The sequence below is a fragment of the Azospirillum sp. A29 genome (genome assembly GCF_042604625.1).
In the GTDB taxonomy this organism is placed as follows: Bacteria; Pseudomonadota; Alphaproteobacteria; order Azospirillales; family Azospirillaceae; genus Azospirillum; species Azospirillum palustre.
The window spans coordinates 1,067,168-1,094,044 of sequence record NZ_CP170460.1 but is presented as its reverse complement, the minus strand read 5'-3'; the positions used below and the strand labels follow the sequence as shown (position 1 = coordinate 1,094,044).

Genomic DNA, 26,877 nt, shown 5'->3' with positions numbered 1-26,877 from the left:
ATCCCTGGAAAAACGATGAAGTCACTGCGCGTCTTCTCCGGCTCCCTGGCGACGGAGACCAACACCTTCGGTCCGATGCCGACCGGTGTATCGAGCTTCCACGAGCGGGCGTTCTTTCCCGCCGGCCGGCATCCCGACGCGATGCAGATGCACAGCGGCCCATTGTGGGCCGCCCGCAAGCTGGGGCGAGAGCGCGGCTGGCACCTGACCGAAGGTCTGGTCGCGGCCGCCGTCCCCAACGGGCTGGTGACGAGAGCCACCTATGAACAGTTGCGCGATGCGCTGCTCGACGACCTTCGGGCGGCCCTGCCGGTCGACATGGTTCTGATCGGGCTGCATGGCGCGATGGTGGCGGATGGCTATGACGATTGCGAAGGCGATCTGCTCGCCCGGATCCGGGCGATGGCCGGGCCGGACGCCGTCGTCGGGGCCACGCTCGATCCCCACACCCATCTGAGCGATGCGATGGTCGTCAACGCCGATCTGTTGATCTGCTGGAAGGAATATCCTCACACGGACATCGCGGAGCGTGCGCTGGAACTGGTGGAGCGCTGCGCGGAACTGGCTGGGGGGCGTCTGCGGCTGCGCCCGGCCGTCGCCGATACCGGCATGATCGGCCTGCTCCACACCACGCAGGAACCGGCCCGCGGTTTCGTCGACCGGGTGAAGGCTATGGAAGGCCGGGACGGGATCGTCTCGATCTCGATCGTCCACGGTTTCGCATGGGGCGATACGGCCGATATGGGCACCAAGATCCTCGTTTACGGCGACGCCGACGAGGATCGCGACGGCACCCGCGCCGAATCCGTCGCCGATGCCCTGGCCAACGACCTGTTCGCGCTGCGGGACCGGCTTGCCAGTCCCATGCCGACCGTCGAGCAGGCCATCGATCTGGCCCTCGCCACGCCTGGTCCGGTGGTGCTCGGCGACGGCAGCGACAATGCCGGCGGCGGTGCTCCGAGCGATTCCACCTTCATCCTGCGGCGGCTTATGCAGAGGGGCGTCGAAAATGCCTGTCTCGGCCCCCTCTGGGACATGGTCGCCGTCCGCATCGCCTTCGATGCCGGTGCCGGCGCGCGAATACCGCTGCGCATCGGCGGCAAGATCGGTCCGCTGTCGGGCGATCCGGTGGACGGGATCTGGGAGGTGAAGGCGCTCAAGCGCGACATGACGATGACGGGGCTTGCCGGTACACCCGCGAAGCTCGGCGACTGCGCGCTGGTCGCCTGCGACGGCATCGACGTTGTGCTGACGAGCTACCGCTGCCAGGCCTTCGGCCTCGACCTGTTCACCCAGCTCGGCTGCGACCCGGCGGACCGGCGGATCGTGGTCGTCAAGTCGTCCCAGCACTTCCGCTCGGCTTTCGCGGCAATCGCCTCGCGGATCGTCATGGTCGATGCCCCGGGCGTCGTCACCCGGGATATCACGACGCTGCCCTTCCAGAAGATCAGGCGGCCGAAATGGCCGTTCGACGCAGCCACGGAGCGTCTGCCGTGAGGAAAGTCGATGTCCTCGTCGTCGGCGCCGGCGTCGTCGGGGCCGCGACCGCCCTGCATTTGCAGATGCGTGGACAGTCCGTCGCGCTGGTCGACCGGCGAAGTGCGGCCGGACGGGAGGCCTCATACGGCAATGCCGGTCTCATTCAGCGCGAGGCGATCTTTCCCTATGCATTCCCCCGCGACATGGCGACGTTGCTGCGCGTCGCCGGCAACCGGGGAAGCGACGTCCATTATCATGCGAACGCCCTGCCCGGGCTCGCTCCGTTCCTGCGGCGCTACTGGCATCACTCGCACCCGCTCCGGCACGCGCGGATTGCAAGGGACTATCACAGCCTGATCGCCCGCTGCCTGGAGGAGACCTGCCATCTGGCAGGCATTGCCGAGGCAGGGCATCTGCTGCGCCAGACCGGCTGGCTGAAGGTCTTCAGAACCGCCCGACGGCAGGACGCGGAACTGCAGCAGGCCGACGAGCTGCAGCGCCTTTTCGGTGTCCAGGCGAGGCCGCTCGACCGAACCCGGCTCGCGTCGCTGGAACCGGACATCGACCCGGGGGTGTTGGGCGGACTTTACTATCCCGAGCCGCTCACGGTGACGGATCCCGGCCAGCTTGTGGATTCCTACCGGATGGCGACGGAGCGGCTGGGCGGACTGTTTCTGACCGGGGACGCCGGCTCGCTCCGGCAGGTGGCCGGCGGCTGGTCGGTCGAAAACCAGGACGGTCCGGTCCAGGCGGGTGCCGCCGTCGTCGCCCTGGGGGCATGGTCCGATCAGGTGACGGCGAGGCTGGGGTATCGCTTTCCACTTGCAGGCAAGCGCGGCTACCACATGCATTATGGTTTGCAGGCCGGGGCGCAGCTTGGGCGGCCGGTCCTCGATGCCGAGCGGGGATATGTCCTCGCTCCGATGCGCCAGGGCGTGCGTCTGACCACCGGTGCCGAGTTCGCCCGGCGCGACGCCGAACCGACGCCGGTTCAGATCGACAGGGCTCTGCGCCATGCGCGGCGCCTCATCCCGCTGGGAGACGCGTTGGAGTCCCGGCCGTGGATGGGCATCCGGCCCTGTCTGCCGGACATGCTCCCGATCATCGGTCCCGCTCCGCGGCATCGGGACCTGTGGTTCGCCTTTGGGCATGGCCACCAGGGGTTGACGCTCGGGGCAATTACCGGCCGCCTGATCGCGGAGTCGATCGTTGGCGACGATCCGGTCGTTGACCTGGAACCGTTCCGCGCGGATCGCATTGCACTGCGATGATGGTGGGGCCGGGCACCGTCAACTCGTGATGGTGTAGCCGGCGATCATCCGGCGCGCGGCGTGGAATCTCTTGAAGCCGAGCCCCAGCCGGATCAACCGCTTGATCGGCCGGTGATCCTGCTCGCCGATGTTATTGAGGCACTTGGCCTGTCGCAGCTTGGTCAACCGCCACAATTCGCTGTCCTTCTTCATCGCCTTGGTCACGTCTGGATAAGCGGCGTTTTTGTGGAGCGGGTGCGCGGGCAGACCATCGACGGCGCGGTACAGGTACATCCACCGGCCCTTCACCTTAATCCGGTGGCGCCCTCAAGACGGCACGGGCTCCGGAGCCACGTCGTCGAACCGCCATTTGAGCCGCACGCCCCCCTCGCCCGTCGGTGCCAGCGCCGGAATGGCGGAGAGCAGCCGCCGCGTGTAGGCGTGGGACGGATGATCGAAGACGGTGTCGCGGTCTCCCTGTTCGACGATGCGACCGTCCTGCATGACAACGACCCGGTCGGCGATCTGTTCGACCACACCGAGGTCGTGGCTGATGAACAGGCAGGAAAAGCCGTGCCGCGCCTGGAGGTCGGCGAACAGCTCCAGCACCTGGGCGCGCACCGTCACGTCGAGGGCGGAGACCGGCTCGTCGGCGATGACGAAAGCCGGACGGCGGACCACCGCGCGGGCGATGGCGACGCGCTGGCGCTGGCCGCCCGACAGCTCGTGCGGGTAGCGGTCGGCAAAAGGTCCGGCGAGGCCGACCTCCGACAGCACCTCTGCCACCCGGTCGGCCTTCTCGCCCCGGCCCATGGCTGGCACGGAGCGCAGGGCCTCGCCGACCAGCGCGCCGATGGTCATCCGCGGGTCGAGCGAGGAATAGGGGTCCTGGAAGACCATCTGGCAGTTGCGGCGGTAGTCGGCCCATCCCGGGCCGCCCGCCCCGATCGGCCGGCCGGCATAGCGGATGGTCCCGCCGCTGGAGGGCAGCAGTCCGGCGATGGCGCGGCCCAGCGTCGTCTTGCCCGAACCCGAGCCGCCGACCAGCGCAACCACCTCCCGAGGCATGATCGACAGGGACAGGCCGTGCAGCGCGCGCTTGCCCGCCTCCTTGCGGAACAAGCCGCGGCGGCCGCCATACTCGACGACGAGGTCCCGGACCTCGATGATCGGCGTTGCGGCGGGCGGAATGGGCCGCGCCGGCAGGCGGCGCGGCATCGCCGACAGCAGCGCCCGGGTATAGGGGTGTTGCGGCGCGCGCAGCAGCTCGTCGCTGCGCCCCTGCTCGACGATCTCGCCCTTGCGCATGACGATGATGCGGTCGGTGTAGCGCGCGACCATCGACAGGTCGTGGCTGATCATCAGCACCGCGGTCCCGTGCGCCCGCGTCAGCCCGACCATCAGTTCGAGAACGTCGCGCTGAACCACGGCATCGAGCGCCGTCGTCGGCTCATCGGCGATCAGCAGCGCCGGCTGGAGGAGCATGACCGAGGCCAACATGATCCGCTGGCGCATGCCGCCCGAGAACTGGTGCGGGTAGGAGGCCAGCGACCCGTCGGGATCGGCGATGCCGACCCGCCGCAGCATGTCGAGCACCAGGGCGCGCCGCCCGTCGGCGGACAGCGTGCGCCGGTGCACGGCCAGCCCCTCCTCCAGTTGCCGGCCGATGGTCATCGACGGGTTGAGGGAGGTCATCGGCTCCTGGAAGACCATGCCGATGCGGCCGCCACGCAGGTCGCGCAGCTCCTTCGGCGACAAGCCGGCAAGGTCACGGCCCTCGAAGCGGATGGTGCCGGCGGTGCGGCGGATCGCCGGCGGCTGGAGCGCCATGATGGAACGCACGGCCAGCGTCTTGCCGCTGCCGGATTCGCCGACGATGCCGACGATCTCGCCCGGCGCCACCGCGAAGCTGACGCCGCGGACGACCTCCGTGCCGGTGGCCGCGACGCTGAGGCTCAGAGTCTCCACGTCGAGAAGGGCGCCGGAAGAAATGATGTCGGTCATGTCAGGAGGCCCCTCTCATGCGCGGATCGAGCCTGTCGCGCAGCGCGTCGCCCAGCAGGTTGATGCCGAGCAGGGTCAGGGAGATGCAGAAGCCGGGGAAGATGGCGAGCCAGACCGCCTGGGCGATGAAGGGCCGGCTTGCCGCCAGCATGTTCCCCCAGGTCGGCGCCGGCGGCGGCACGCCCAGCCCAAGGAAGCTGAGCGCGCTTTCGGCCAGCAGCACCCAGCCGAACATCGAAGTGGCCAGCACGATCATCGGCCCGACGCAGTTCGGCAGGATGTGGCGCAGGACGGTGTAGAGTTCCGAGTTCCCCATCACGCGCGAGGCCTCGACGAACTCGCGCTCGCGCAGCGACAGCACCGTACCGCGCACGATGCGGGCGACCGAGGGCGTGTAGGCAAGGCCGAGGGCGACGATGATCCCGGAGCTGTTGGCCCCCGCCACCGTCAGCAGGCCGAGCGCCAGCAAGATCGCCGGAAAGGCCAGAAGAGCGTCGTTGAACGCCATCAGGATGCGGTCGGTCCAGCCGCGCACATAGCCGGAGACCAGGCCGACCGCGGTGCCGAGCAGGCCGGCCGCCGCGACCGTGGACAGGCTGATCAGCATGCTGGTCGCCGCCGCCGCCATCAGGCGGCTCAGCACGTCTCGACCGAACTCGTCTGTGCCCAGCCAGTGGGCGGCCCCCGGCGGTGCCAGCCGGCCGACGAAATTGATCTTGAGCGGGTCGTAGGGAGTCCAGACCGCGCCCAGCACCGCCCCGACGACGACCGTGCCGATGATCGCGCCGCCGAGGACGACGTTGAGGGAAAGCCGTTTCATTCCGCGGTCACCCTGGGATCGAAGAGCGGATAGAGCAGATCGACCACGAGGTTCACGGCCACGTAGACGAAGGCGATGAACAGCAGGCAGCCCTGGATGACCGGATAGTCGCGCGCGAAGATCGCGTCGACGAGCAGACGGCCGAGCCCCGGAATGGTGAAGACCGTCTCGACCACCGCGATGCCGCCCAGCAGGTTGCCGAGCACCAGCCCGATCAGTGTCCAGGTCGGTCCGAAGGCGTTCTTGAAGGCATGCCGCCACAGCACGGCGGATTCGGACAGCCCCTTGGCGCGGGCATGGGTGATGTAGTCGAGGCGCAGCACCTCCAGCGTGCTGGCGCGGGACATGCGGATCAGAACCCCCATCTCGTGCAGGAACAGCGTCATCACCGGCATGACGATGTAGAGCAGGGCCGCTCCCGGATCCTCGGAGAAGGACACATAGCCGACGACGGGAAGCCAGTTGAGCTGCAGGCCGAGGAAAAGCAGCAGCAGCAGGCCGAGCCAGAAGGTCGGGATCGAATAGAGCAGCGTCGCCGTTCCGACCAGGAACAGGTCGGTGCCGGTGTTCTGGCGCCACGCGGCGATCATGCCGGCCGGCACCGCGAACAGGCTGGCCAGCAGCACGGCGATGAGAACGACACGCGCGCTGATCCAGAAGCGGTCAAGCACCAGCGGCAGGACCGGCTGGTTGGAGGTGATGGATGTGCCGAGGTCACCGTGCAGCACGTTGCCGAACCAGATGCCGAACTGGACCGGCAGGCTCTGGTCGAGGCCCAGCCGCTCATGCAGGTCGGCGAGGCTGGCCGGGGTCGCGAGATCGCCGAGCATCAGTGCGGCGGGATCGCCCGGTATGAGGCGGATCAGCACGAAGACCGTCACCGCCATGATCAGCAGCGTCGGCACCGCCATGGCGATCCTTTTGAACACGAAATGCAGCACGCCCGTCTCCTCTCCGCGGCGGGACCCCGCTACCGGGAATCCCGCGACCTTACCCATGCGCGGACGATCAGTTCCCGACCACCCTGGCGCCCCAGACGCGCGCCTTGCCTTCCCACGGGTCGGCTCCCTGGACACGCTTGGTGTGGGCCCAGGCTTCCTGACCGTTGGAGAAGATGATCAGCGGAGTCGCCTCCATCTGCCGCTTGTGCAGCTCGTCGAAGACCGCCTGGCGCTGCGCCTCGTCGGAGATGGTGGACGCCTTCGTGATCAGGTCCTGGACCGCGGGATCGTCCCACACCTTGCGCGGCTGGCTGTCCTTCGGGCCCGAGAACTGCTCGTAGCTCAGTGCCGGGTCGAGGCGCCCGGAATAGGAGAAGGACATCATCTGGTAATTGCCGGTGTTGTAGCGGTCGAGCTGCGTCACCCACTCCAGCACTTCGATCTGGGCGTTGATGCCGACCGCCTGCATCATCGCCTGGGCGATCACCGCGGCGTTGAAGCTCGGGACATGGACGCGCTTGTTGGCAATGATCTTGATCGGTTCGCCCTTGTAGCCGGCCTCCTTGAGCAGCGCCTTCGCCTTGGCCGGGTCGTAGGCGTAGCCCTTGGCCTGGACGGCGTCGTAGTAGGCGGAGGTGACGGCAACGCCCGAATTGTTCGGCTTGCCTTCGCCGTTCGTCACGGCGGCCACCAGCTGCGGGATGTCGAGCGAGGCGGCGATCGCCTGACGCAGCTTGACGTTGCCGAGCAGCGGGTCGCGCGTCTGGAACAGGAAGGTGTGCTTGGTGGTGGACGGGTAGAAGCCGGCCTCGACCGTCTTGGTCTTGTTCAGCTCCGGCACGTCGGTTTCCAGCACCTGGGCGACGTCCACCGCGCCGGAGGCCAGCGCCGCCTTGGCGGTGGAGGCGTCGGGAACCACCAGGAACTTCACAGAGGCGAGCGCCGTGCGCTTGGCGCCGACCATGCCGTCGGGCTTGTCGCCCGGCGGCGACTGGTAGCCGTCGAAGCGGGCGACCGTCACATACTCGCCGCGGCGCCATTCGCCGAACCGGAAGGGGCCGGTGCCGACCGGCTTGTCCCAACTGCCGTCGGGCTTCAGCGAGTCCTTGTGGAGGATGGCGGTGCCGCCGCAATCGGTGCGGGCGAGGGCGTCGAGGAACAGCGCGCTGGCGTGATCGAGCGTCATGGTGACGGTGCGGTCGTCCGGCGCCTCGACCTTCTCGACCTTCAGGCCGTTCCGCCCGTCGAAGTCGGAGCGGCAGCGCCAGTCCGTCTTCGGATCCATGTAGCGGTTCCAGCTCCACAGCACGTCCGCCGAGGTCAGCGGAGCACCGTTGTGGAAGGTCACACCCTGGCGCAGGCGGAAGCTGTAGGTCTTGCCGTCGTCCGACCGGTCGACCGATTCCGCGAGCAGCGGGGCGACGGAGCCGTTCGCGCGATAGCCCACCAGCCCCTCGACCATGTGCAGGACGACGGCATCGGTGTTGTCGTCCCGGTTCACGCCCGGATTGGTGCTGCGGATGTCGGCGTTCAGCGCGACGGTGATGCTCTGGGCGGAGGCGGTCGCCGCTCCAGCCGCCAGCGCCGTGCCCAACAGGGCTGCCAGGAACCTCGTCATCGACCTACCCCTCTGTTCATGCGTCATTGTCGTTGAACGCCGGCCTGTTTGCCGGCCGGCGCGTAAAGGCTAAGAACCACCTGCCGCCGGCCCGGCCGCCCCGGTCGGCGGACGCACGCGGATCGCCATGCCGTCCCGCTGCGGATCGGCACCGCCGCTGCAGACTCCGCCGTCGATGCGGATGCCGTGCAGGGCGGCGAAGGCATAGCTCTGCCACGACCGCTTCACCGCATAACCCTGCTCCGTCAGCGCATCGGTGACCGAGCGGCGGATGCGGTTCGACACGTCGATGGTGTTGGAGACCGCCATGACGCGCGGGGCGCTGACCGCCTCCAGCATCGGCATGCCGAAGTCGATCACGTTCATGATGCCCTGCGCCATGGCCGGAGCGATGTAGCTGCCGCCCGGCGCCCCCATCACCACGAAAGGCCGGTCGCCCTTGAAGACGATGGTCGGCGCCGCCGAGCTGGCGCGCCGCTTGCCCGGCGCGATGGAGCCGGCGCGTCCCGGCCGCGGGTCGAAGCGGGCCATGGTCCCGTTGTACATGAAGCCGAGACCGTCGGTAATGGCGCCCGACGGGCTGCCCAGCGTGTGTGTCAGGGCGACGGCATTGCCCTGGCCGTCCACCACCGAGATGTGGGTGGTGTCGCGGCTGGATTTGTCGAGGCGCGACACCTCGGCGCGGTTGCCGGCGCGGATGTCCTCGGCCAATTCCCGGCAATAGTCCTTGGCGATGAGCCGGTCCACCGGAACCTCGACATAGGCGGGGTCGCCCATGTGCCTGTCCTTGTCAATCGTCATCCGCTTCATCGCCTCGGCCAGCAGGCGGACATGCTCGGCCGAGCCATGCTCCAGCGCGCCGATGTCGAAATTCTCCAGGATGTGGAGAAGCTGGAGCATCGGGAAGCCGCTGGCCGGCGGCGGGCTGGTCGAGATGCGGTGCCCGCGATACTCGCCCCAGACCGGCGCCGCGGTCGAGACCGCGTAGGCGGCGAGATCGTCCAGGCCGATCAGCCCGCCATGCGCCGCCATGTCGGCGGCGATCTCCTCCGCGATCTCGCCGCGGTAGAACAGGTCGGGTCCGCCGGCTGCAATCCGCTCCAGAGTCCGCGTCAGGTCGGGGTTGAGGACGAGGTCCCCCGGACGCTTCACCGTCCCGTCGGGCCGGAAATAGATGTCCCGGCCGGTGCGGCTGTGGCGCAGCTTGTCGATGGTGTCGACCTCGCCGCTGCCGCTCTGGTCGAGCGACCAGTACCAGTGGACATGGGGCCGGACCATGAAGCCGCGCCTGGCCTGGACGATGGCCGGGGCCATCACGTCGGCCCAGTCGAAGGTCCCGTAGCGGCCGAGCGCCTCGGCATAGCCCTTCAGGCTGCCCGGCGTGCAGACGGCGAGATGACCGATCTCGCTGATGCCGCCCTTGAGCAGAAAGCCGAAGCCGTCGCGCGTCTGGCCGAGCAGCAGGTCGGTCCACATGTCGGGCCGGGCGGCGAGCGGAGCGCGGGCGTAGAACTCCAGGATGTCGTGGACGCCGCGTCCCGGCATGTAGACTTGCATCGAGCCGAAGCCGCCGATGCCCGACATCTGGGGATCGACGACCCCCTGGACGAAGGCGCAGGCGATGGCCGCGTCGACGGCATTGCCGCCGCGCTCCAGCACCTCCGCCCCGGCTTCCGCCGCCTCGGGTTGAGGGGCGACGATCATCGCCTCCCCGATCCGCTCTGCCACCATGATCGGCCCTCCTCTCAGCCCCTGGCCGCGCGGCGGCGCTTCAGCATGTCGGCGAAGAAGTCTTGGACATGGCCGACCACCTTGTTGCCGTCATGCGGGACGTTGGGGACCAGATCGAAGCGGACCTGCATGCCGGCGGCCTCGAAGGAGCGGCGCAGGCTGTCGAGCCGCTCCGGCCGGGTGCGGCCGGCGTCGTTGGCGCCGGGCATCCAATGACGGCCGCCCTCGCGGTGGGTGATCTCCCAGGTCTCCAGATCGGCGGCGCCGACCACCATCTGGACCGGAACCGACGCCATCGCCGCGGGATCGGCCTCGATGCCGAAGCGCGCCTTCATGTCGCGCACGCCGACCCACCAGTCGCGCGTCGGGTCGAGCAGCGTCACCGACCCGGGCGCGCCGATGGAGACGGCCCACAGCCGCTGCGGCCGCAGCAGGAAGAAGCGGTTGGCGAAATGCCCGCCGCCGGAATAGCCGAACAGGGCGAAGCGGGAGACGTCGAAGCCGTAGCGCTCCCCGACCTCGTCGACGATCGACAGCAACACCTCGTCGTACCGGATGTCGGCTTCCTGCATGTACTTGAAGCCGTCGCGGTTGCCGTCGCCGCGCACCCCGACCGGGAACAGCGGGCAGAGGATGGCGCAGTTGTTCCAGCGGCCGAAGTCGGCGAAGGCGTCGCGGTAGGCCATGAAGGCGCGGCCGGTCCCGTGCATCACCACCGCCAGATCCGGAGCGGCGCCCCCGACCGGCGGCGGAACGTAGAGGCAGTAGGAAAAGCGCGGATCCTGCCGGCTGGCGAACACCGTGGTGTGGCCGAGGTCGTAGATTTGCCGGCCGCGGTCCTGTGGAGCACCGCCCTGGGCACCGGTAGGGCCGCCCGGCGGCACGTCGAGGAGAGTCATCGCGTTTCCAATTGGTGTAGAAATTGGCGCCAAAATTGGTTACACATCGCCGACGCCTTGGCAAGGGGGCAATTCCGTTTTTCCGATGATCGGCGGACACAACGTTCCGCCGGTCCGGATTGGGGAGAGCGGCGGCGGCGCTTCGACGGAGAGGGAATCCCCTGGAGAACCGTCGCCACATCCGTTGCCGCGTGCGTGGGGCGGCCTTACGATATGGCGCCTCTTCCGGCGTTGCCGGAGCGAGGGTTCAGACAGAATGCGAGGTCACCTGCGTCCCATGAGCGTCAAAGCGGATTCCGTCACCGGCAACCTCGTCGACCGCATGGCGCGCGACATCCAGGCCGGCGTCTTCGCACCGGGAATGTGGCTGAAGCAGATCGACCTGGAGACCCGCTACGAGGCCAAACGAATGGAGGTGCGGCGCGCGCTCGACCAGCTCGCGCTCAAGCGGCTGGTACGGCATGTCCCGAACCGGGGCTATCACGTCCACACTCCCGACGACCGCCAAGCCGAGGAAGTGCGCGAGGTCCGGCTGATCCTGGAAACTGCGGCGGCGGGCAGCGTCGTCGCCAATGCGACCGCCGCCGACATCGCGGATCTTCGTGCGCTGGCGCAGCACTTCGCCGACCTCATCCTGGAGGGGACGCTGCTCGATCTCTACGAGGCCAACATCGCCTTCCATGCCAAGCTCCTGGCGCTGGGGTCGAACCGCGAATTGATCAACATCGTGTGGGAATTGCGGGGGCGTGGCCCGTCGGCACCGGTCACCCAGTGGAAGACCCGTGCCCGCATCGAGCAGTCGAGCCGCGAACATTTCCACATGGTCGAGGCCATCGCGGCCGGCGATGCCGCGTCACTGCGCCAGTTGACCGCCGATCACATCCTGCAAAAAGGGCAGAACAGCAACTGTCATTCAGACGACATGACGAACCCATCTTGACCATGGGAGGTCATGGCGCCGCCCGCCCGACCGTTCCCCGTCCATTTCAAGGACCTTCGATTGCGGTTCGATCTACCGGAGACGAATATTCCATCTAACCCCGTCACGCCCCGGTAGGCGGGCCGCCGATCTAAGTCCTCTGGCTTCCCAGATTGGCAATGATCTCTCCCACCCCCTGACGGAGCCGCTCGACCACGTCTGGTTCCCTTTTTGCGGTCAGCCGCCGCTGCACCGCGGCGAGGGTCAAGGCGGCCTGAGGGCTTCCGGCTGGTCCGGTAAAGGCCACCGAGATCGCTTTGGTCCCCGGCACCAGACCGATGTTGCGGATGCAGAAGCCCAGTCTGAGCGCCTCGGCCACCTCGGCGGCGGCGGTCTCCTCCGCCGTTCGGTGGCGTTTGAAGCGCTCACGGTTGCGTTCCAGGATTTCGGCCGCCTGTTCGGGCGGAAGCTGTGAAAGCAGGGCGATGCCGGCACTGCTGCCCCCCAGAGGACGACGCGTGCCGACCTCCAGCGAAATGACCTGTATCGGGAAAGGACCGATGCGACGGGCAACGCACAGCGTGTCCAGGCCGGTCCGGATGGTCAGGAAAAGGGTGTCGCCCAAGGTCTGCGACAGCTCGTCCAGGGGATGCTGCGCCGCCTCCAGCAGCGGCGAGCGCGACGACCGTGCCAATGCCAGCAGCGGCACCTGCTCGCCGATGGCGTAGCGCCGGCTTCTCGGCTTCTGCTCCACCACCCCCTCCTCAAGCAGACACGGACGATCCGATGCACCGTCGGGCGGCTGATCTCGGTGACGCGCGCGACCTCCGACAGCGACACCCCGGCGTCGCGGCCCTCGGCGAAGATGCGGAGGATCGTCAACGCCCGGCGGATGCTCTGTGCGCCATCGACCGGCCGCACATCCGCGGCCTGATCCACTCGTCGGCGACGCCGATCTGCCGCTGTGTTTCCGCTTCTGCCACCATCGGACCATATCGTCGTGGCCGCTCCCACCATGGACCTCCCACCCGTGACCCACACGACCGACTCCACCGCCGCGACGACGGCGCCCGCTGTCCAGCCGCCCCAGCAGGAGCAGCGGATCGTTCCGCTCGAGAAGTTGCTCGGATTGGCGCGCATTCTGGCGCGCCATGAGATGCGCCGGCGGCCGTCCCAGGCCGGCTTCATGACGTTCGCTGCCGGCCTCGCCCTTGTTCTTCACGCGGCCCTGATCGCGTTCTCCCTGAAGGCCCTATGATGACCGTCCTCCACCACCCCCGCCGTCGCGGCCGTCATCTACGCCCGCTACTCGACCGACAAGCAGCGCCAGGAATCGATCGCCGACCAGATCGAGCTGTGCCGGCGTTACGCCGTCCAGCAGGGCTGGGAGGTTGTCGATACCTACACAGACGCGGCGATCAGCGGCGCCTCCCGACACCGCCCGGGCTTTCTGAGGCTGGTGGATGACGCCGGGCGCCGCCGCTTCGATGTCGCGGTGTCCGAAGCCGTCGACCGTCTGGGTCGGCGATTGGCGGACACCTCCGATCTCTATGACCGCCTCAGCTTCTACAACATGAAGCTGTACACGCCGCACGTCGGCGAGATCACCACGATCCACGTCGCCATCATGGGCATGATGGCACAGGTGCAGCTCAAGGAGATCGGCCAGAAGACCCAACGCAGCCATCTCGGCCTCGCCAAGGAGGGACGTATTCCCGGCGGCAAAGCCTATGGATACGACGTCGTCGACGGCGACAAGGCAGGTGGCGGGTACCGCCGCATCAATGCGGACGAAGCCGCCGTTGTCCGCCGCATCTTCACGCTGTACGCCGACGGCATGAGCCCCCGCGCCATCGCCCGCCTGTTGAACGATGAGAACGTTCCAGGCCCCAGGAGGAGAAAATGGGTCGATACCACGATTCGCGGACAGGTCGCCCGCGGAACCGGTATCCTCAACAACGCCAATTCTGCCGGCGTTCTGGAATGGGGATGTTGCGAGTTCGTCAAGGATCCGGGCACCGGCAAGCGCGTCGCCCGCATCAACCCTCAGGAAAAGCGGGAGATTGTCGAAGTCCCCGAGCTGCGCATCATCGACGACGTTCTGTGGAACCGCGTCAAGCTGCGACAGGAGGCGGTTGCCACCGAGATCGGTCGGGATGAGCAGGGCAACGCTCTGAACCGCGTGCATCGGCGGCGCTTCCTTCTGTCCGGCGTGCTGGTGTGCGGCGTCTGCGGCGGCCGCTACACCATCATGGGCAAGGACCGCTACGGTTGCGCCGGCCACCGGAATTCGGGCACCTGCCCGAACGACCGCACCATCACCCGACAAGCGATCGAGGGCCGTGTTCTTGCCGGGCTGAAGGAGCGCCTGCTCGGCGCCGACGTGGTCGCCGCCTTTGTCGAGGAAATGGTGGTGGCGCAACGGCGTGATCAGGCCGAGGCCAGGAACCAGCGCGGCGACCAGGAGCGCGCCCTCGCGGGCATCGACCGGAAGATCGCGTCGATCCTGGAGGCAGTGGAGAACGGGATGTACAACCCGTCCCTGAAGGAGCAGCTGTCCGCCCTGGAGGCCGAGCGTGCCGGGCTCGCCGCCGAGATCGGCGCCCTGGGGACGGAGGCGCCGGAGATGCTGCTGCCGGCCAACCTGCCGGAGCTGTACCGGCGGAAGATCGCGGAGCTCGAGTCCGTGCTCAGCGACGGCGACGAGGGGATGGCCGCGATGGAGATGATCCGGTCCATGGTCGACCGCGTCGTGCTGTCCCCCTGCCCCTCGGGCGCCGGGCTGGAGGCGCAGCTTCATGGCGATCTGCTGGCGATCATAGAGGCGTGCGCCGAAGCGGACCCGAAATGCCGACAGCCCGCCTCGTTGGAGGCGGGCTGTCAACTGTCGGTGGTTGCGGGGGCAGGATTTGGCCTTTACCGAACATCGTCCTTGTGCTGAGGAACCGAACGCAAGCGCATCACAATGCTTACGAATTAAACTCACCCGGCGGAGAGTTCCGGTTCAGCTGTTACGCTGGACTGCCGCGACCGTTGCGCTTCGCGCATTTTCGATGCGCCACAAACAGTGGCAAGGGCACAGGCCGTGACGTACCAAGCGGGGGAGATCGGATTCCCGGTGACGCTGATCAGCCAAGTAACGATAAACTGGGCGAAGCCACCGAAGATCGATACGCCTACACTGTAGACGATCGACAGGCCCGAGGCGCGGACACGGGACGGAAAGCTCTCCAACAGCAGAAGCAGGCAGGCCCCAGCCCCAACAGCATTCATGGCGATCAGCAGCCCGATCACTGCCAACGCCACCGGAAGGCTGGCGGCTTGGGACAGCGCCCAGAAAGCGGGATAGGTCAGCAGCACGCTTGCCAGCGCGGTCCAGATGACGAAGGGACGGCGTCGGCCCAGGCGGTCCGACAGAAGCCCGGCCAGGGGAGCCACCGCCAGCATGGTCGCACCGGCAGCACAGCCCGACAGGAATGCGGTCTGAGGCGGCAGCCCGACGATCCGGATCAGGTAGGTCGGCATGTAGAAGATGTTGACGTAGGTGGAGGCGGTCCCGCCCATGATCATCAGAACGCCGATCAGTAGCTTCGTCCGATGACGGGACAGCAACTCCGCCAGGACGGCCTTACCGCCGGAATCGTGTCGCGCGGTTTCCGGAAGCAGGCGGCGCAGATGAAGGCCCACCGGAACGATCATCAGCCCTGCCAGGAAAGGAAGGCGCCAGCCCCACGATTCCAGCGCGTCGGCCGACAGGTGCGTCGACAGCAGATAACCGCTGAGCGCGCCCAACAGGGCGGTCGCCCCCTGGCTGGCCATCTGCCAGCTGACCCGCAGTCCGCGGCCGGCGGGATGGCCCAACTCCATCAGCATGGTCGTCGCCACGCCGATCTCGCCGCCGGCTGAGAAGCCTTGCAGGGTGCGGCCGATGACGATGATGACCGGTGCTGCCGCACCGATCTGCGCATAGGTTGGACAGAGTCCAATCAGCAGAGTGCCCAGCGCCATCAGGGCGATGGTCAGCACCAGCGCCGGCTTGCGCCCGACCCGGTCGGCATAGGCGCCGATAATGATCCCGCCCAAGGGCCGGACGACGAAGCCGATCCCGAAGGTCAGCAGCGCCAGCAGGAGTGGACCAAAAGCCGATTGGACCGGGAAGAACAGCTTGCCGATGGTCAGGGCGAAGAAGCTGTAGATGGTGAAGTCATAAAGCTCCACCGCGTTGCCGATCGACAGCGCCAGGATGGTGGCGGGAGGCGACGGCGCGGACGGACCGCCGCCGATTAAACTCGACGATGCCATGGTCCTTTCCCCTCTTCCACTGCCCGGAGCGCACGACGGCGTTCATAAGATTCATGTCAATTAGTCTTTGCAAAAACAGGGGCCCGGCGATTCCGGGATATCGAATGGACAGGGCTGCGTCTCTTTTCTCAGCAGAACCGCAAATCAAGACACAATCTGCTCAATACCAATCCTGAATCCATGCCGATTGTTTCCCTGGGAATATTGATAATACCTACGGATGGCTTTGAAAAGTGCCTCATTCCGGTAGGGGTTGAAAGCACCGGCGTTCCGCGGCGCCGATCAGCTGAACCGTTGACGCACTGACATAAGGACTTGAACGATGCGACCCGAAGACTCCACGTCGGCGCCGGATGCCACGCGCCGCAGCTTCATCGTCGGCACCGCAATGACCGGGGCCGCCGTCGCGACGACTGCCATTACAACCACCGCCGCCGCGGCCGAACGCCAGCCCGCCGGCAACGGCTCTGTCCACCACAGGGAAGGAAAACGGACGATGACCAACGGCAAAACCGAAGACGGATTCGTCACCGCCAAGGATGGCGTATCGATCTATTACAAGGATTGGGGGCCGCGCGACGCCCAGACGGTCATGTTCCATCACGGCTGGCCGCTGACCGCCGACGATTGGGACGCGCAGATGCTGTTCTTCCTGAATCATGGCTACCGCGTCGTCGCCCATGACCGGCGGGGCCATGGCCGCTCGACCCAGACGGCGACCGGAAACGAAATGAACACCTACGCCGACGACGTGCTGGCCGTCGTGGCCGGGCTGGGATTGAAGAAGGTCTTCCATGTCGGCCATTCGACCGGCGGCGGCGAAGTCGCGCGCTATCTGGGCCGCCACGGCACCGCGCGGGCGGGCAAGGCGGCTCTGCTGGGAGCCGTTCCGCCGATCATGGTCAAGACCGAGGCAAATCCCGGCGGCCTGCCGCTGGAGGTGTTCGACGGCTTCCGCGCGGCGCTGGCCGCCAATCGCGCCCAGTTCTTCCGGGACATCCCGTCGGGCCCCTTCTACGGCTTCAACCGCGACGGCGCCCAGGTTTCCCAAGGCGTCATCGACAACTGGTGGCGGCAGGGGATGATGGGCGGCACCAAGGCCCATTACGACTGCATCAAGGCCTTCTCCGAAACCGACTTCACCGAGGATCTGAAGAAGATCGACATCCCGGTCCTGGTGATGCACGGCGACGACGACCAGATCGTGCCGATCGCCGATTCCGCCCTTCTGTCTTCCAAGCTGCTGCCGAAAGGCACATTGAAGGTCTACAAGGGCTTTCCGCATGGCATGGCGACCACGCATGCGGAAACCATCAATGCCGACCTGCTGGCCTTCTTCAAGGCCTGAAGGTGCTTCGCCCCCGCAGGGCCGCGCCCGGCGCTGCGGGGGTCAACCTATACGCAGGTATGAATGCCGCATCCTGCTCCACCTGTTGAAATGAGTCGGCCGCAACGGAGGTTGTTGACGGGCCGTGCCGCGGCTGGAGTGCGATGTTGTGCTGAGTGTTCCCACCATCTGTGTCGTCGACGATGATGAAAGCATCCGGGAGAGCTTGGACAACTTCTTGCGGTCGGTCGGAATGCAGGTTCGCACCTTTTCCTCGGCGGAGGAGTTCATCGCCTATGACGGCGAGGCGGACTGCCTGATCACCGATCTCAATCTGACCGGTATGGACGGGCTCAGCCTGCAGATGGTGTTGCTGCAGCAGGGCCGCACTCACCCCGTCATCGTGATGACCGCCTTTGCCACGCCTGCGGCCCGCAGCCGCTCGCTTGCGCAGAAGGTCACCGCCTTTCTGACCAAGCCGCTCGATCCGGAAAAGCTGCTCGTCCTCGTCGAAGACGCCATCAAGACCAAACGGGATCGCACCCCATGACCGCTCAGCGACACCGCAGTGACACCACCGTTGGGAGATACGACTTCGCCGGCTTTGCCGCGGGAGAGCGGCCCAGCTACGATGAACGGGCCGGTCGAAAGGAACGGCAGATGGTCTTGACGGAGAGAGCCATGGCGGACGGCGGCACCCCTGCCCTGGTCTGCATCATCGACGATGATGCCGACGTGCGATGTGCGGTGGAGAGCCTGCTCCGCTCAGTCGATTACAAGGTGATGGCCTTCCCCTCGGCGGAGGAGTTCCTGGCTTGTGACGAAGCCGCAAGCGCGGCCTGCCTGATGCTGGACGTCTATCTGGACGGCGCCGATGGGCTGGAGGTCCAACAGGCGCTGCACGACCGCTCCATCGCCGTGCCGGTGGTGCTGATGACCGGCCAGGGCGACATCCCGATGACTGTGCGCGGAATGAAGGCCGGCGCCGTGAACTTCCTGACCAAGCCCTTCACCGAACCGGATCTGCTGCAGGCCGTCGCGGAAGCGGTGGAACTGGACAGCCGCCGCCGGGCCGAACGCGGACAGGACGACACGGTGCGCGGGCTCTACGCCAAGCTCACCCCGCGCGAGCGCGACGTCATGGCCCTGGTCACCGCCGGGCTGATGAACAAGCAGGTTGCGGCAAAGCTGGACCTGAGCGAAGTCACGGTGAAGATCCATCGTGGCAACCTGATGCGCAAGATGCAGGCGCAGTCGCTGGCCGACCTCGTCCGCATGGCCGAAATCCTGGACGTGCGCGAACGGACGGTCACCCGCTACAGCACGGCCGGCTAATCCACCGCTTCCCCCGCGGCAGAGACCACCGGCAGCGAGAAGGACAGGGCGGCGCCTTGCCGGCTGTCAGGGGCCGCCCACAGCCGGCCGCCATGCTCCTCTACGATCGTCTTGCAGATCGACAGGCCCAGCCCCATCCCCTCCTGCTTGGTCGAGAAGAAGGGTTCGAAGATCCGTGGCAGCACATCGTCCGGAATGCCGGGGCCGCTGTCGGCGATGGTGAAGGTTACGGCATCCGGCCCGTCCGCCGCGGCGGCGATGGCGATGCGGCGCTCCGGTGACTTCGCCGCCTGCATGGCCTGGATCGCGTTGTAGGCGATGTTGACGATCACCTGCTGGATCTGCGTGCGGTCGCCGACAATGGCCGGAAGATTCGGCGGGACATCGACGGCGATCCTCGTTTTCTGGCGGTAGGCCTCATGCTCAACCAGCGTAACCGCGTCGGCGACGCAGTCTTGCGGCTTCAGCGCTTCGGTGACGAGTTCGCCGCGCCGCGCGAAGGAGCGCATCTTGCCGACGATCCGCACCGCATGCTGCGTGCTGGCGGTTATGCGGTTCAGGCTGGTGGCCACCTCGGCCAGGTTCGGCGTCTCGCGGGACAGCCAGCGCGTCGCCGCCGCCGCATGGCTGGCGATGGAAACCAGCGGCTGCGACACCTCATGGGTCAGCGACGCCGCAAGTTCCCCCACCAGCGACAAGCGTCCGGCATGGCTGAGGTCGGCCTGGGCCGCCATCAGCGCTTCCTGCACCCGCTTCAATTCCGTGACGTCGACGGCGAAGAAATAGAGCCGGCTGTAAGCCTGCGGGTCGGCAGGGCCCGGCGGCAGGCTCGCCTGCCACAGGATCGGAACGACGCGTCTGTCCTTGGTGTGCAGCACGCGTTCGCCCTGGCAGACCGTCTCGCCGCGCACCATTGCCTTGAACACCTGGGCATTGCTGGCCGGATTGGCCGGCAATCTCACCCGCGATTCCCGCAGGAAGGTCTCCTTGTCCCGGAATCCCAGCAAAGCGAGCGCGGAAGGGTTGGCGTCGAGGATGCGGTGGAACCGCCGCACGTCGAAGAAGAACTGCGGGTTGTCCTCCAGGAAGCGGTCGAAATCCGTCACCCCACGGGCAATCGCCTCGTCGACGGCACGCTTCACCCCCGACCAGTCCTCGCACAGGATCGAGATGGGCGAGATCTCGAACAGGTCGGCATGCCGAAGCTCCATCGCTCGATTTCCTTCCCTGTCGCCGTTCACCATCCCGCGACGCTGCGGTTGCCTGTTCTCAGTCATCTATAGAAAACACTTGAAAAGACGGCAACTTTGTCTTGATTGGCGGTCTTACGCGGTTTCCGGTCATTCAACGTCCATATGGTTCGGCATCCTTAATACCTAGGGATGGATACGAGACCGGCGGGCTGTGGGCAAGAATAAGCATCAACTGAATTCCCCCACATGAACTCCCTGACGGAGACCGTCATGACCACCCTCCATGTCAACGGCCACGCCTATCAGGTGGCGGTCGAGGATGACACGCCGCTGCTCTGGGTCCTTCGCGACACGCTGGGGCTGACCGGGACGAAATACGGCTGCGGCATCGCGCAGTGCGGCGCCTGCACCGTGATGATCGACGGCACCGCCACCCGCTCCTGCCAAGTGCCGGTGGACAGCGTCGGGTCAGCCGACATCCGCACCATCGACGCCATCGAGGAGGACCCGGTCGGCCGCAAGGTGGTGGAGGCCTGGGTCGCCGGACAGGTGCCGCAATGCGGCTATTGCCAGTCCGGACAGGTGATGGCGGCGACCGCCCTGTTGAAGCAGACGCCCAATCCGACCGACGGCGACATCGCCGACGCGATGACCAACCTGTGCCGCTGCGGAACCTACAACCGCGTCGCCGCCGCCATCCGCCAGGCCGCCGGCTGAGAGGAGGACACGTCATGGATCGCCTGCTCACCGTCGCTTCCCCCACCCTCCCGCACCCACGCAAGGACCCGCTGGAACTGCAGATAGAGGCGCAATCGGCCGTCGCGCTGATGAAACCGGACGGCGTTTCCAACCTGTCGCGCCGCGCCTTCCTCGGCTTTGGGGCCAGCGCGCTGGTGCTCGGCGCCCTGCTGCCGTCGATGCCGGTGCGGGCGCAAACTGCCACCGCCGCTGCCGTCAAGCCGGGCACCCGCATTCCCGCCTTCCTGGTGATCGGCAAGGACAATGCCGTCACCCTGCTCAGCCCCTTCGTCGAGGGTGGCCAGGGCATCAACACCGGCCTTGCCCAGATCGTCGGCGAGGAGCTGGACGTCAACCCCAGCCGCTTCACCGTCGAATGCGCCCCGCCGGGGCCGGATTATGCCGTCATCAACGGCCTGCGGATGACCGGCGGCAGCTTCTCCACCCGGTCCAGCTATCCGCTGATGCGCCGGCTGGGCGCGACCGCCCGTGACATGATGATCCGTGCGGCATCCGCGAAACTGAAGGTCAAGCCGCAAAGCCTGACGACGGAGGACGGCTTCGTCATCCATGCCGCCAATGGCAAGCGGCTGTCCTACGGCGAACTGGCTCCGGTCGCCCTCGCCCTGCCGCCGCGCGACGATGTGGCTCTGCGCGATCCGGCCAGCTTCCGCTATATCCGCCAGCCGGTGGCGCGGCTGGATGTACGAGCCAAATCGACCGGCAAGGCCGTCTACGCCATCGATCAGAAGCTGGAGGGTATGCTCTACGCCGCTGTCCAGCATGCGCCGAACCAGGGCACCACGGTCCAGGCCATCGCCAACAAGGACGCGGTGGCGGCGATGCCCGGCGTCCATTCCGTCCACATGCTGCCGGGTGCGGTGGCGGTCGCCGCCGACAGCTGGTGGCGGGCCCGCAAGGCGGTGGAAACCCTGTCGGTGAGCTGGTCGGCCCCGGCCGCGTCGGGCCTGGACACAGTGGCCGCCGACTATGCGTCGGACGGCATGCTGGCGGCGCTGAAATCCTCCACCGAAGCCGGCCTCCCCGCGGAAGCAGCGGGCGACGTGGCCTCGGCCTTCGCCGCCGCCGCCAAGGTGATCGAGGCGGAGTATGACGCCCCCTATCTGGCCCATGGTCAGTTGGAGCCGCCGTCCTCCATGGCGCGCTTCAACCCGGACGGCACGCTGGAGCTGTGGGCGCCCAACCAGATGCCGGAGCTGTTCCAGTCGGTGGCGGCCCAGACCGCCGGGCTGGCGCCGGACAAGGTCATCCTGCATTCGCCGATGCTGGGCGGCTTCTTCGGCCGGCATTTCCTCTATGGCAGCGCCAACCCCTTCCTTCAGGCAATCCAGCTGGCGAAAGCCACCGGCCGCCCGGTCAAGGTGCTGTGGTCGCGCGAGGAGGAGTTCCGCATGGATGCGCTCCGCCCGCTCAGCTTCAGCCGCTTCCGCGCCGCCATCGGCAAGGACGGGCGCCCCACGGCGATCCAGGCGCGCACGGTGGGCGAAGGGCCGCTCGGCCGCTGGTTCGGCGCGGTGTTCAAGGATCCGGTCGACAGCTCGGCGGTGGAGGGCATCACGGAGAAGCCCTACGCCATCCCCAACCGGCGGATGGAGTACGTGAAGTTCCCCCATCCGGTGACCATCGCCTTTTGGCGCTCCGTCGGCCATTCGATGAACGACTTCTTCTATGAAGGCTTTCTGGACGAGATCGCCGACGCTGGCGGCCAGGACCCCTTCGCCCTGCGGATGGAACTGCTGAAGGACAAGCCACGCCACCGCAAGCTACTGGAAACCGTCGCGGCGATGTCCGGCGGCTGGAAGCGCGGCCCCTACGAGGTGGACGGCACCCGCCGCGCCCGCGGCGTCTCCATGGCCTCCCCCTTCGGGTCGGAGACCGCGACGATCGCAGAGGTATCGGTCCAGGGCGGCGAAACGCAGGTCCACAATGTCTGGGTCGCCTTCGATCCCGGCAGCATCGTCAACCCGGCCATCGTGAAGTCGCAGGTCGAATCCGCCGTGGCGCTCGGCCTGTCGGCCACGCTATTCGAGGAGTTGGTCTACAAGGACGGCGTGCGCCAGTCGCATAATTTCGACGATTACCCGATCCTGTCCCGCCGCTCCATGCCCGCCGTGCATGTGGAGATCGTGGAAAGCGGCGCTCCGATGGGCGGCGTCGGCGAACCGGGCCTGCCCGGCGTTCCGCCGGCGGTGGTCAATGCGGTGGCGGCGCTGACCGGCCAGCGCATCCGCAGCCTGCCGCTGGCGAAGAACAAGATCGGGGTCTGAGGCCAAGAGCCTCCCCGTGTGGCGTGAATGTCCGGAAACGAGGTTTCCGCGATATTCACGCCGCCGCTCCCCTGTCCTAAACTCCATGCATCCGTCATTTCTTGCCGCCGGTCTGCCGACGGGGCGCAGAGGCCCCATGGCTGGCATCGCCCGGGCTGGCTCCGCACAGGAATTTCCCATGGCCACCACACCCCTTCATTCCAGGGCGCCGCTCTATTGGCTGGCGCTCGGGTCCTTCGCCGTTGGTACCGAGAGCTTCATGATCGCGGCGATCCTGCCGGACATCGCCGCGGACCTGTCGGTCAGCGAACAAGCGGCGGGACAGCTGGTGTCCGTCTTCGCGCTGACTTATGCCGCCAGTTCGCCGCTGCTGACTGTCCTGACCGCGGCCGTCAGCCGCCGGCTTCTGCTGATCGTCACCATGCTGGCTTTCGTCGTCGCCAATGTGGTGGCGGCGCTCGCCGGCAGCTATGGCGGGCTGATGGCGGCCCGCGTGCTGCTCGCCATGGCGGCGGGGCTGTTCGTGCCGAACGCCAACGCGCTGGCCGGCGTGCTGGTGCCGCAGTCGGAGCGGGGTCGCGCCCTGTCCATCGTGACCAGCGGCCTCAGCCTCGCCATCGTCTTCGGCGTGCCGCTGGGCGCGGTCGTCGGCCACACGCTGGGCTGGCGCATGACCTTCGGCGGCGTCGCCGTGCTGTCGGTCGTGGCAGCGGCCGGGCTGCTGGTCGGATTGCCACGCGCCATCGGCTCCGCCGCCCCGGTCGTCGGACTGCGCGAGCGGCTGGGGGCACTCGCCAATCCGGCCGTGCGCCGGCCGCTGGCCGTCACCACCCTGTGGGCGATGGGCCCCTTCACCGCCTACCCCTACATCGCCTCCTACCTGCAACGGGTGACCGGGCTGGAAGGGGCGGCGGTCGGCTTCGCCCTGTTCGCCTGGGGCCTGTCGGCCTTCATCGGGCTGGCGGTGGGCGGGCGCCTGACCGACCGGCTGGGCGGTGCCCGCATCGTCGCCCTGACCCTGCCGCTGATCGTGCTGGCGCTGGCAAGCCTGTCACTGACCGCGGAGCTGCTGCCTCCGGCCTTGGCGCTGATCCCCGCCTTCGTCGGCATCATGCTGTGGGGTTTCTCGGCCTGGGCCTTCTATCCCGGCCAGCAGGCCAGGCTGATCGGCATCGTCGGACCGAAGCACGCCCCGATCATCCTGTCAGTCAACGCCTCCTTCCATTATTTCGGCTTTTCGGTGGGGGCGGCGCTGGGCTCGCTGGTGCTGAGCGCCGGCAGCGTGCGGGAGCTGGGTTGGGTCGGCGCGCTATGCGTTGCGCTGGCATGCCTGCTGGAATTCACCCCTGCCAAGGCGCCGCGGATGGCTCGCGCCCCGGCCGAATGAACTGACGGCGAAAAGGAAAGGCCGCCGGGCTTTCGTCCGGCGGCCTTTCCTTCTTGCGTCGGCTCCGATCAGACCGGGATCGGGTTCTCGGCGATGTAGCTGTTGAAGCCCATGACCAGGGCATGCTCGTTGGGGCCGGCATTGTCGCGCATCGGGCGGGCGCTTTCGACGATGGCCTCCTCCGCGTCGGTGCCCAGCGCCGCCATCGTCTGTTCGATGAAGGCGTCCAGCGGCATGGCACGCGGATCGTCGCCCTTCTTGATCAGGTCGGTGTTGACCCAGGGCGGCGCGATTTCCTGCACGGTGACGCTGGTGTTGCGCAGCATGAAGCGCTGGGACAGCGTGAAGCTGTGCAGCGCCGCCTTGCTGGCGGAATAGACCGCGGTGGTGGCCAGCGGCGTGAAGGCGAGCACCGAGGTGTTGTTGACGATCACCGAGCGGGGCTGCGCCTTCAGATGCTCGATCAGGGCCGAGGTCATGCGGATCGGGCCGAGCAGATTGGTGGTGATGATCGACTGCGCCTGCGCGTCGTCAATCGGGCCGGAGGCATCGTCGAACGGCATGATGCCGGCGTTGTTGATCAGGACGTTCAGCGTCGGGTTCCCGGCGACCAGCCGTTCGGCGGCGGCCTGGATGCTGATCGGGTCGGTGATGTCCAGCTCGATGCCCTTCATGCCGGGATTGGCGGCGGTCACCTGATCCAGCAGGGCCTTGCGCCGGCCGGCGATGATGACTTGGTTGCCCAGCTTGTGGAACGCTTCGGCCAGACCGCGGCCGATGCCGGAGGTGGAGCCGGTGATGAAAATGGTGTTGCCGGTGAGTTGCATGGCGTGATGCCCGTCCTTGCTTGATATCGGGTAAGTGAAGGCATTCGGGGAATGGAAGTATTCCCCGGGAAAGCCCTGTCTTGGGTGATGTGAAAACCTACCGCACCCGACGTGCCGGCGGATCCATATCTAGGTGTTAATGGCCGCCCGAACCTCCGATCCCCGGACGCCGCCTACTCCGGTCCCGCCTATTCCAGCGCCGAAGCGCGGCCAGTTTCGACGGCGCGGCGCACCACCTGCGGCGGCTGGCCATAGGCGCGCAGGAAAGCGCGGCGCATGCGCTCGCGGTCGGCGAAGCCGGTTTCGCGGGCGATGATGTCCATCGAATGGCGCCCCTCCTCCATCATCACGCGCGCCGCCTCCAGCCGCAGATGCTCTACCGCCTTGGCCGGGGTCTGGCCGGTTTCCTGGCGGAACAGGCGGCTGAACTGGCGCGGGCTCAGATTCGCCGCCTCCGCCAGCTCCTCCACCGACAAGTCGTTCGTCAGATTCTCCTTGGCGTGGACCAGCGCCCGCCTGATACGGTCGGAGCGCGGTTCCAGCTCCAGCAGGGCGGAGAACTGCGACTGCCCGCCGGGCCGGCGCAGATAGACCACCAGCTTGCGCGCCACCGCCTTGGCGACCTCGGCGCCGAAATCATCTTCGACCAGTGCCATGGCGAGGTCGATGCCGGCGGTCATCCCGGCCGACGTCCAGACATTGCCGTCGACGCTGAAGATGCGATCCTCCTCCACCTTCACGGCAGGATAGAGGCGCTGAAGGCTGCGGGCATGGTTCCAATGGGTGGTGGCGCGGCGTCCGTCGAGAAGCCCGGACTCCGCCAGCACATAGGCGCCGGTGCAGATTCCGGCGATCCTGCGCGACGCGGCGGCGGCGTCGCGCAGATAGGCCAGAAGTCCGGGCGTGCTCGGCTTGACCCGCAAGGATCCGATCGTGATGGTCGTGTCGAAGAAATCCCTGCCGAACGGATTGGTTTCGATGGCGAAGCCCAGCGAATTGCGCACCGCCCCACCCTGTTCCGACAGGACATGAACCTGATAGGCCTGCCTGTCGAGCACGAGATTCGCCATCTCGAAGGCCGACAGCGCGGCCATCCCCATCACCTGGAAATCGTCGAAGACCACGAAACCGATGGTGAGCATATCCCTCTCCGCCTCGCCCGCTGCCCCATCCCGCAGCCGCGCCCCTGGAGGTAATGCGGCCGTGACCAGCCTATGCCGCGGCTTGGCTGTCTGGAATGTCAAAGATCCGACGATTCCAGCCATCAGGCCGGTGCGTGATGTCCGCTTCCACCAGGATCAAGGGCCGGAAATGCGCCCTGAACCTCGTCCAAAAGACGAGCACTTCCTTCTATATCGCCACCAGACCGGGAGATAGCGTGTGCTGACAAAGCCGGCCGCCGCGACCGCGGGGGTGGCAATCGCAGGAGACAGGGACCATGATGCTCAACTGGAACGAATACCGTCAGCAGGTGCTCACCGGCGTCGGCGAAATCGCCAAGCTCAGCCCCGATACCGTGAGGGGCTATGCCGGTCTCAGCGCCGCCGGGCAGAAGAAGGACCTGCTGGGCGCCAAGACGCGGGAGCTGATCGCGCTGGCCGTCGCCGTCAGCCTTCGCTGCGACGGCTGTATCGCCGTGCACACCGAGGCGGCGATCAAGCAAGGCGCCACCCAGGATGAGATTGCCGAGGCGCTGGGCGTCGCCATCGCCTTGAACGCCGGCGCGGCGCTGGTCTATTCCACCCGTGTGATGGACGCCTACGCCGCGCATGGCTGAACCGAAGGCGGCGGACCCCGATCGTCGGGCCGCCGCCCTCCT

The 26,877-nt window shown here is 67.2% G+C and carries 23 protein-coding genes and 2 pseudogenes; 12 read left to right on the top strand and 13 right to left on the bottom strand.

The genetic code is table 11. The features are described from left to right. Positions 1 to 15: 15 nt before the first annotated feature. On the top strand, positions 16 to 1,497 hold the full coding sequence (locus tag ABNQ38_RS04820; RefSeq protein WP_377805964.1) for a M81 family metallopeptidase: 1,482 nt from the start codon (positions 16 to 18) through the stop codon (positions 1,495 to 1,497). Further along, positions 1,494 to 2,750, top strand: coding sequence for an NAD(P)/FAD-dependent oxidoreductase (locus ABNQ38_RS04815; protein WP_377805963.1), 1,257 nt, complete (start codon positions 1,494 to 1,496; stop codon positions 2,748 to 2,750). The genes ABNQ38_RS04820 and ABNQ38_RS04815 overlap by 4 nt, the downstream gene beginning before the upstream one ends. 36 nt (positions 2,751 to 2,786) lie before the next feature. Here ABNQ38_RS04815 and ABNQ38_RS04810 read toward each other — a convergent pair. The 7 genes and pseudogenes from ABNQ38_RS04810 to ABNQ38_RS04780 all read right to left on the bottom strand — a co-directional run. Next, a pseudogene (locus ABNQ38_RS04810) lies at positions 2,787 to 3,023 on the bottom strand (DDE-type integrase/transposase/recombinase); the annotation flags it as partial. A gap of 33 nt (positions 3,024 to 3,056) precedes the next feature. Continuing rightward, positions 3,057 to 4,733: an ABC transporter ATP-binding protein gene (locus tag ABNQ38_RS04805; RefSeq protein ID WP_377805962.1), complete on the bottom strand. Its 1,677-nt coding sequence runs from the start codon at positions 4,731 to 4,733 to the stop codon at positions 3,057 to 3,059. A gap of 1 nt (position 4,734) precedes the next feature. Beyond that, complete coding sequence (locus tag ABNQ38_RS04800; RefSeq protein ID WP_377805961.1) at positions 4,735 to 5,553, bottom strand: ABC transporter permease; 819 nt, start codon at positions 5,551 to 5,553, stop codon at positions 4,735 to 4,737. Continuing rightward, entirely contained in the window at positions 5,550 to 6,494 is a 945-nt protein-coding gene (locus ABNQ38_RS04795; RefSeq protein WP_377805960.1) for an ABC transporter permease, read from the bottom strand. The genes ABNQ38_RS04800 and ABNQ38_RS04795 overlap by 4 nt, the downstream gene beginning before the upstream one ends. A 67-nt stretch (positions 6,495 to 6,561) precedes the next feature. Continuing rightward, positions 6,562 to 8,112, bottom strand: coding sequence for an ABC transporter substrate-binding protein (locus ABNQ38_RS04790; protein ID WP_377805959.1), 1,551 nt, complete (start codon positions 8,110 to 8,112; stop codon positions 6,562 to 6,564). Between the two features lie 69 nt (positions 8,113 to 8,181). Continuing rightward, positions 8,182 to 9,843, bottom strand: a complete 1,662-nt coding sequence (gene ggt, locus ABNQ38_RS04785) for a gamma-glutamyltransferase (protein ID WP_377805958.1) — start codon at positions 9,841 to 9,843, stop codon at positions 8,182 to 8,184. Positions 9,844 to 9,857: 14 nt separating this feature from the next. Then, positions 9,858 to 10,742, bottom strand: a complete 885-nt coding sequence (locus tag ABNQ38_RS04780) for an alpha/beta hydrolase family protein (protein WP_377805957.1) — start codon at positions 10,740 to 10,742, stop codon at positions 9,858 to 9,860. Between the two features lie 277 nt (positions 10,743 to 11,019). Between ABNQ38_RS04780 and ABNQ38_RS04775 the strand changes: the two genes are divergently transcribed. Further along, positions 11,020 to 11,682: a GntR family transcriptional regulator gene (locus ABNQ38_RS04775; protein ID WP_377805956.1), complete on the top strand. Its 663-nt coding sequence runs from the start codon at positions 11,020 to 11,022 to the stop codon at positions 11,680 to 11,682. Between the two features lie 130 nt (positions 11,683 to 11,812). Here the strand turns inward: ABNQ38_RS04775 and ABNQ38_RS04770 are convergent, their stop codons facing one another. Further along, on the bottom strand, positions 11,813 to 12,415 hold the full coding sequence (locus ABNQ38_RS04770) for an IclR family transcriptional regulator (RefSeq protein ID WP_377805955.1): 603 nt from the start codon (positions 12,413 to 12,415) through the stop codon (positions 11,813 to 11,815). Between the two features lie 56 nt (positions 12,416 to 12,471). Further along, a pseudogene (locus tag ABNQ38_RS04765) lies at positions 12,472 to 12,678 on the bottom strand (hypothetical protein); the annotation flags it as partial. 13 nt (positions 12,679 to 12,691) lie between these two features. Between ABNQ38_RS04765 and ABNQ38_RS04760 the strand changes: the two are divergent. Together ABNQ38_RS04760 and ABNQ38_RS04755 are read left to right on the top strand one after the other, a co-directional pair. Then, positions 12,692 to 12,919 (top strand): hypothetical protein, encoded by a 228-nt coding sequence (locus tag ABNQ38_RS04760; protein ID WP_377805954.1) that lies wholly within the window; start codon positions 12,692 to 12,694, stop codon positions 12,917 to 12,919. Positions 12,920 to 12,955: 36 nt separating this feature from the next. Next, positions 12,956 to 14,602, top strand: a complete 1,647-nt coding sequence (locus ABNQ38_RS04755) for a recombinase family protein (protein WP_377806223.1) — start codon at positions 12,956 to 12,958, stop codon at positions 14,600 to 14,602. Between the two features lie 41 nt (positions 14,603 to 14,643). On the opposite strand, the gene ABNQ38_RS04750 is transcribed toward ABNQ38_RS04755, so the two are convergent. Then, the gene (locus tag ABNQ38_RS04750) at positions 14,644 to 15,963 is read right to left on the bottom strand and encodes an MFS transporter (protein WP_377805953.1); all 1,320 of its coding nucleotides are present in this window, start codon (positions 15,961 to 15,963) and stop codon (positions 14,644 to 14,646) included. A gap of 496 nt (positions 15,964 to 16,459) precedes the next feature. Here ABNQ38_RS04750 and ABNQ38_RS04745 point away from each other — a divergent pair, with 496 nt between their 5' ends. From ABNQ38_RS04745 to ABNQ38_RS04735, 3 genes are all read left to right on the top strand, one after another. Beyond that, a complete protein-coding gene (locus tag ABNQ38_RS04745; RefSeq protein WP_377806222.1) occupies positions 16,460 to 17,311 on the top strand; it encodes an alpha/beta fold hydrolase in 852 nt (283 codons plus the stop codon). 124 nt (positions 17,312 to 17,435) lie between these two features. After that, positions 17,436 to 17,840, top strand: a complete 405-nt coding sequence (locus ABNQ38_RS04740; RefSeq protein ID WP_377805952.1) for a response regulator transcription factor — start codon at positions 17,436 to 17,438, stop codon at positions 17,838 to 17,840. 131 nt (positions 17,841 to 17,971) lie between these two features. After that, positions 17,972 to 18,625, top strand: a complete 654-nt coding sequence (locus ABNQ38_RS04735; RefSeq protein ID WP_377805951.1) for a response regulator transcription factor — start codon at positions 17,972 to 17,974, stop codon at positions 18,623 to 18,625. On the opposite strand, the gene ABNQ38_RS04730 is transcribed toward ABNQ38_RS04735, so the two are convergent. Continuing rightward, a complete protein-coding gene (locus ABNQ38_RS04730; protein WP_377805950.1) occupies positions 18,622 to 19,836 on the bottom strand; it encodes a sensor histidine kinase in 1,215 nt (404 codons plus the stop codon). The two genes, ABNQ38_RS04735 and ABNQ38_RS04730, sit on opposite strands and share 4 nt — an antisense overlap. Before the next feature lie 252 nt (positions 19,837 to 20,088). On the opposite strand from ABNQ38_RS04730, the gene ABNQ38_RS04725 reads away from it, so the two are divergent. From ABNQ38_RS04725 to ABNQ38_RS04715, 3 genes are all read left to right on the top strand, one after another. After that, complete coding sequence (locus ABNQ38_RS04725) at positions 20,089 to 20,535, top strand: (2Fe-2S)-binding protein (protein WP_377805949.1); 447 nt, start codon at positions 20,089 to 20,091, stop codon at positions 20,533 to 20,535. 14 nt (positions 20,536 to 20,549) lie between these two features. Then, a complete protein-coding gene (locus ABNQ38_RS04720; RefSeq protein ID WP_377805948.1) occupies positions 20,550 to 22,844 on the top strand; it encodes a molybdopterin cofactor-binding domain-containing protein in 2,295 nt (764 codons plus the stop codon). 178 nt (positions 22,845 to 23,022) lie between these two features. After that, positions 23,023 to 24,231, top strand: coding sequence for an MFS transporter (locus tag ABNQ38_RS04715; protein ID WP_377805947.1), 1,209 nt, complete (start codon positions 23,023 to 23,025; stop codon positions 24,229 to 24,231). A gap of 68 nt (positions 24,232 to 24,299) precedes the next feature. Here the strand turns inward: ABNQ38_RS04715 and ABNQ38_RS04710 are convergent, their stop codons facing one another. After that, a complete protein-coding gene (locus ABNQ38_RS04710; protein WP_377805946.1) occupies positions 24,300 to 25,058 on the bottom strand; it encodes an SDR family oxidoreductase in 759 nt (252 codons plus the stop codon). A 188-nt stretch (positions 25,059 to 25,246) separates the two neighbouring features. Continuing rightward, the gene (locus tag ABNQ38_RS04705; RefSeq protein ID WP_377805945.1) at positions 25,247 to 26,200 is read right to left on the bottom strand and encodes a GlxA family transcriptional regulator; all 954 of its coding nucleotides are present in this window, start codon (positions 26,198 to 26,200) and stop codon (positions 25,247 to 25,249) included. Between the two features lie 299 nt (positions 26,201 to 26,499). Between ABNQ38_RS04705 and ABNQ38_RS04700 the strand changes: the two genes are divergently transcribed. After that, the gene (locus ABNQ38_RS04700; RefSeq protein ID WP_377806221.1) at positions 26,500 to 26,835 is read left to right on the top strand and encodes a carboxymuconolactone decarboxylase family protein; all 336 of its coding nucleotides are present in this window, start codon (positions 26,500 to 26,502) and stop codon (positions 26,833 to 26,835) included. Positions 26,836 to 26,877: the final 42 nt, after the last annotated feature.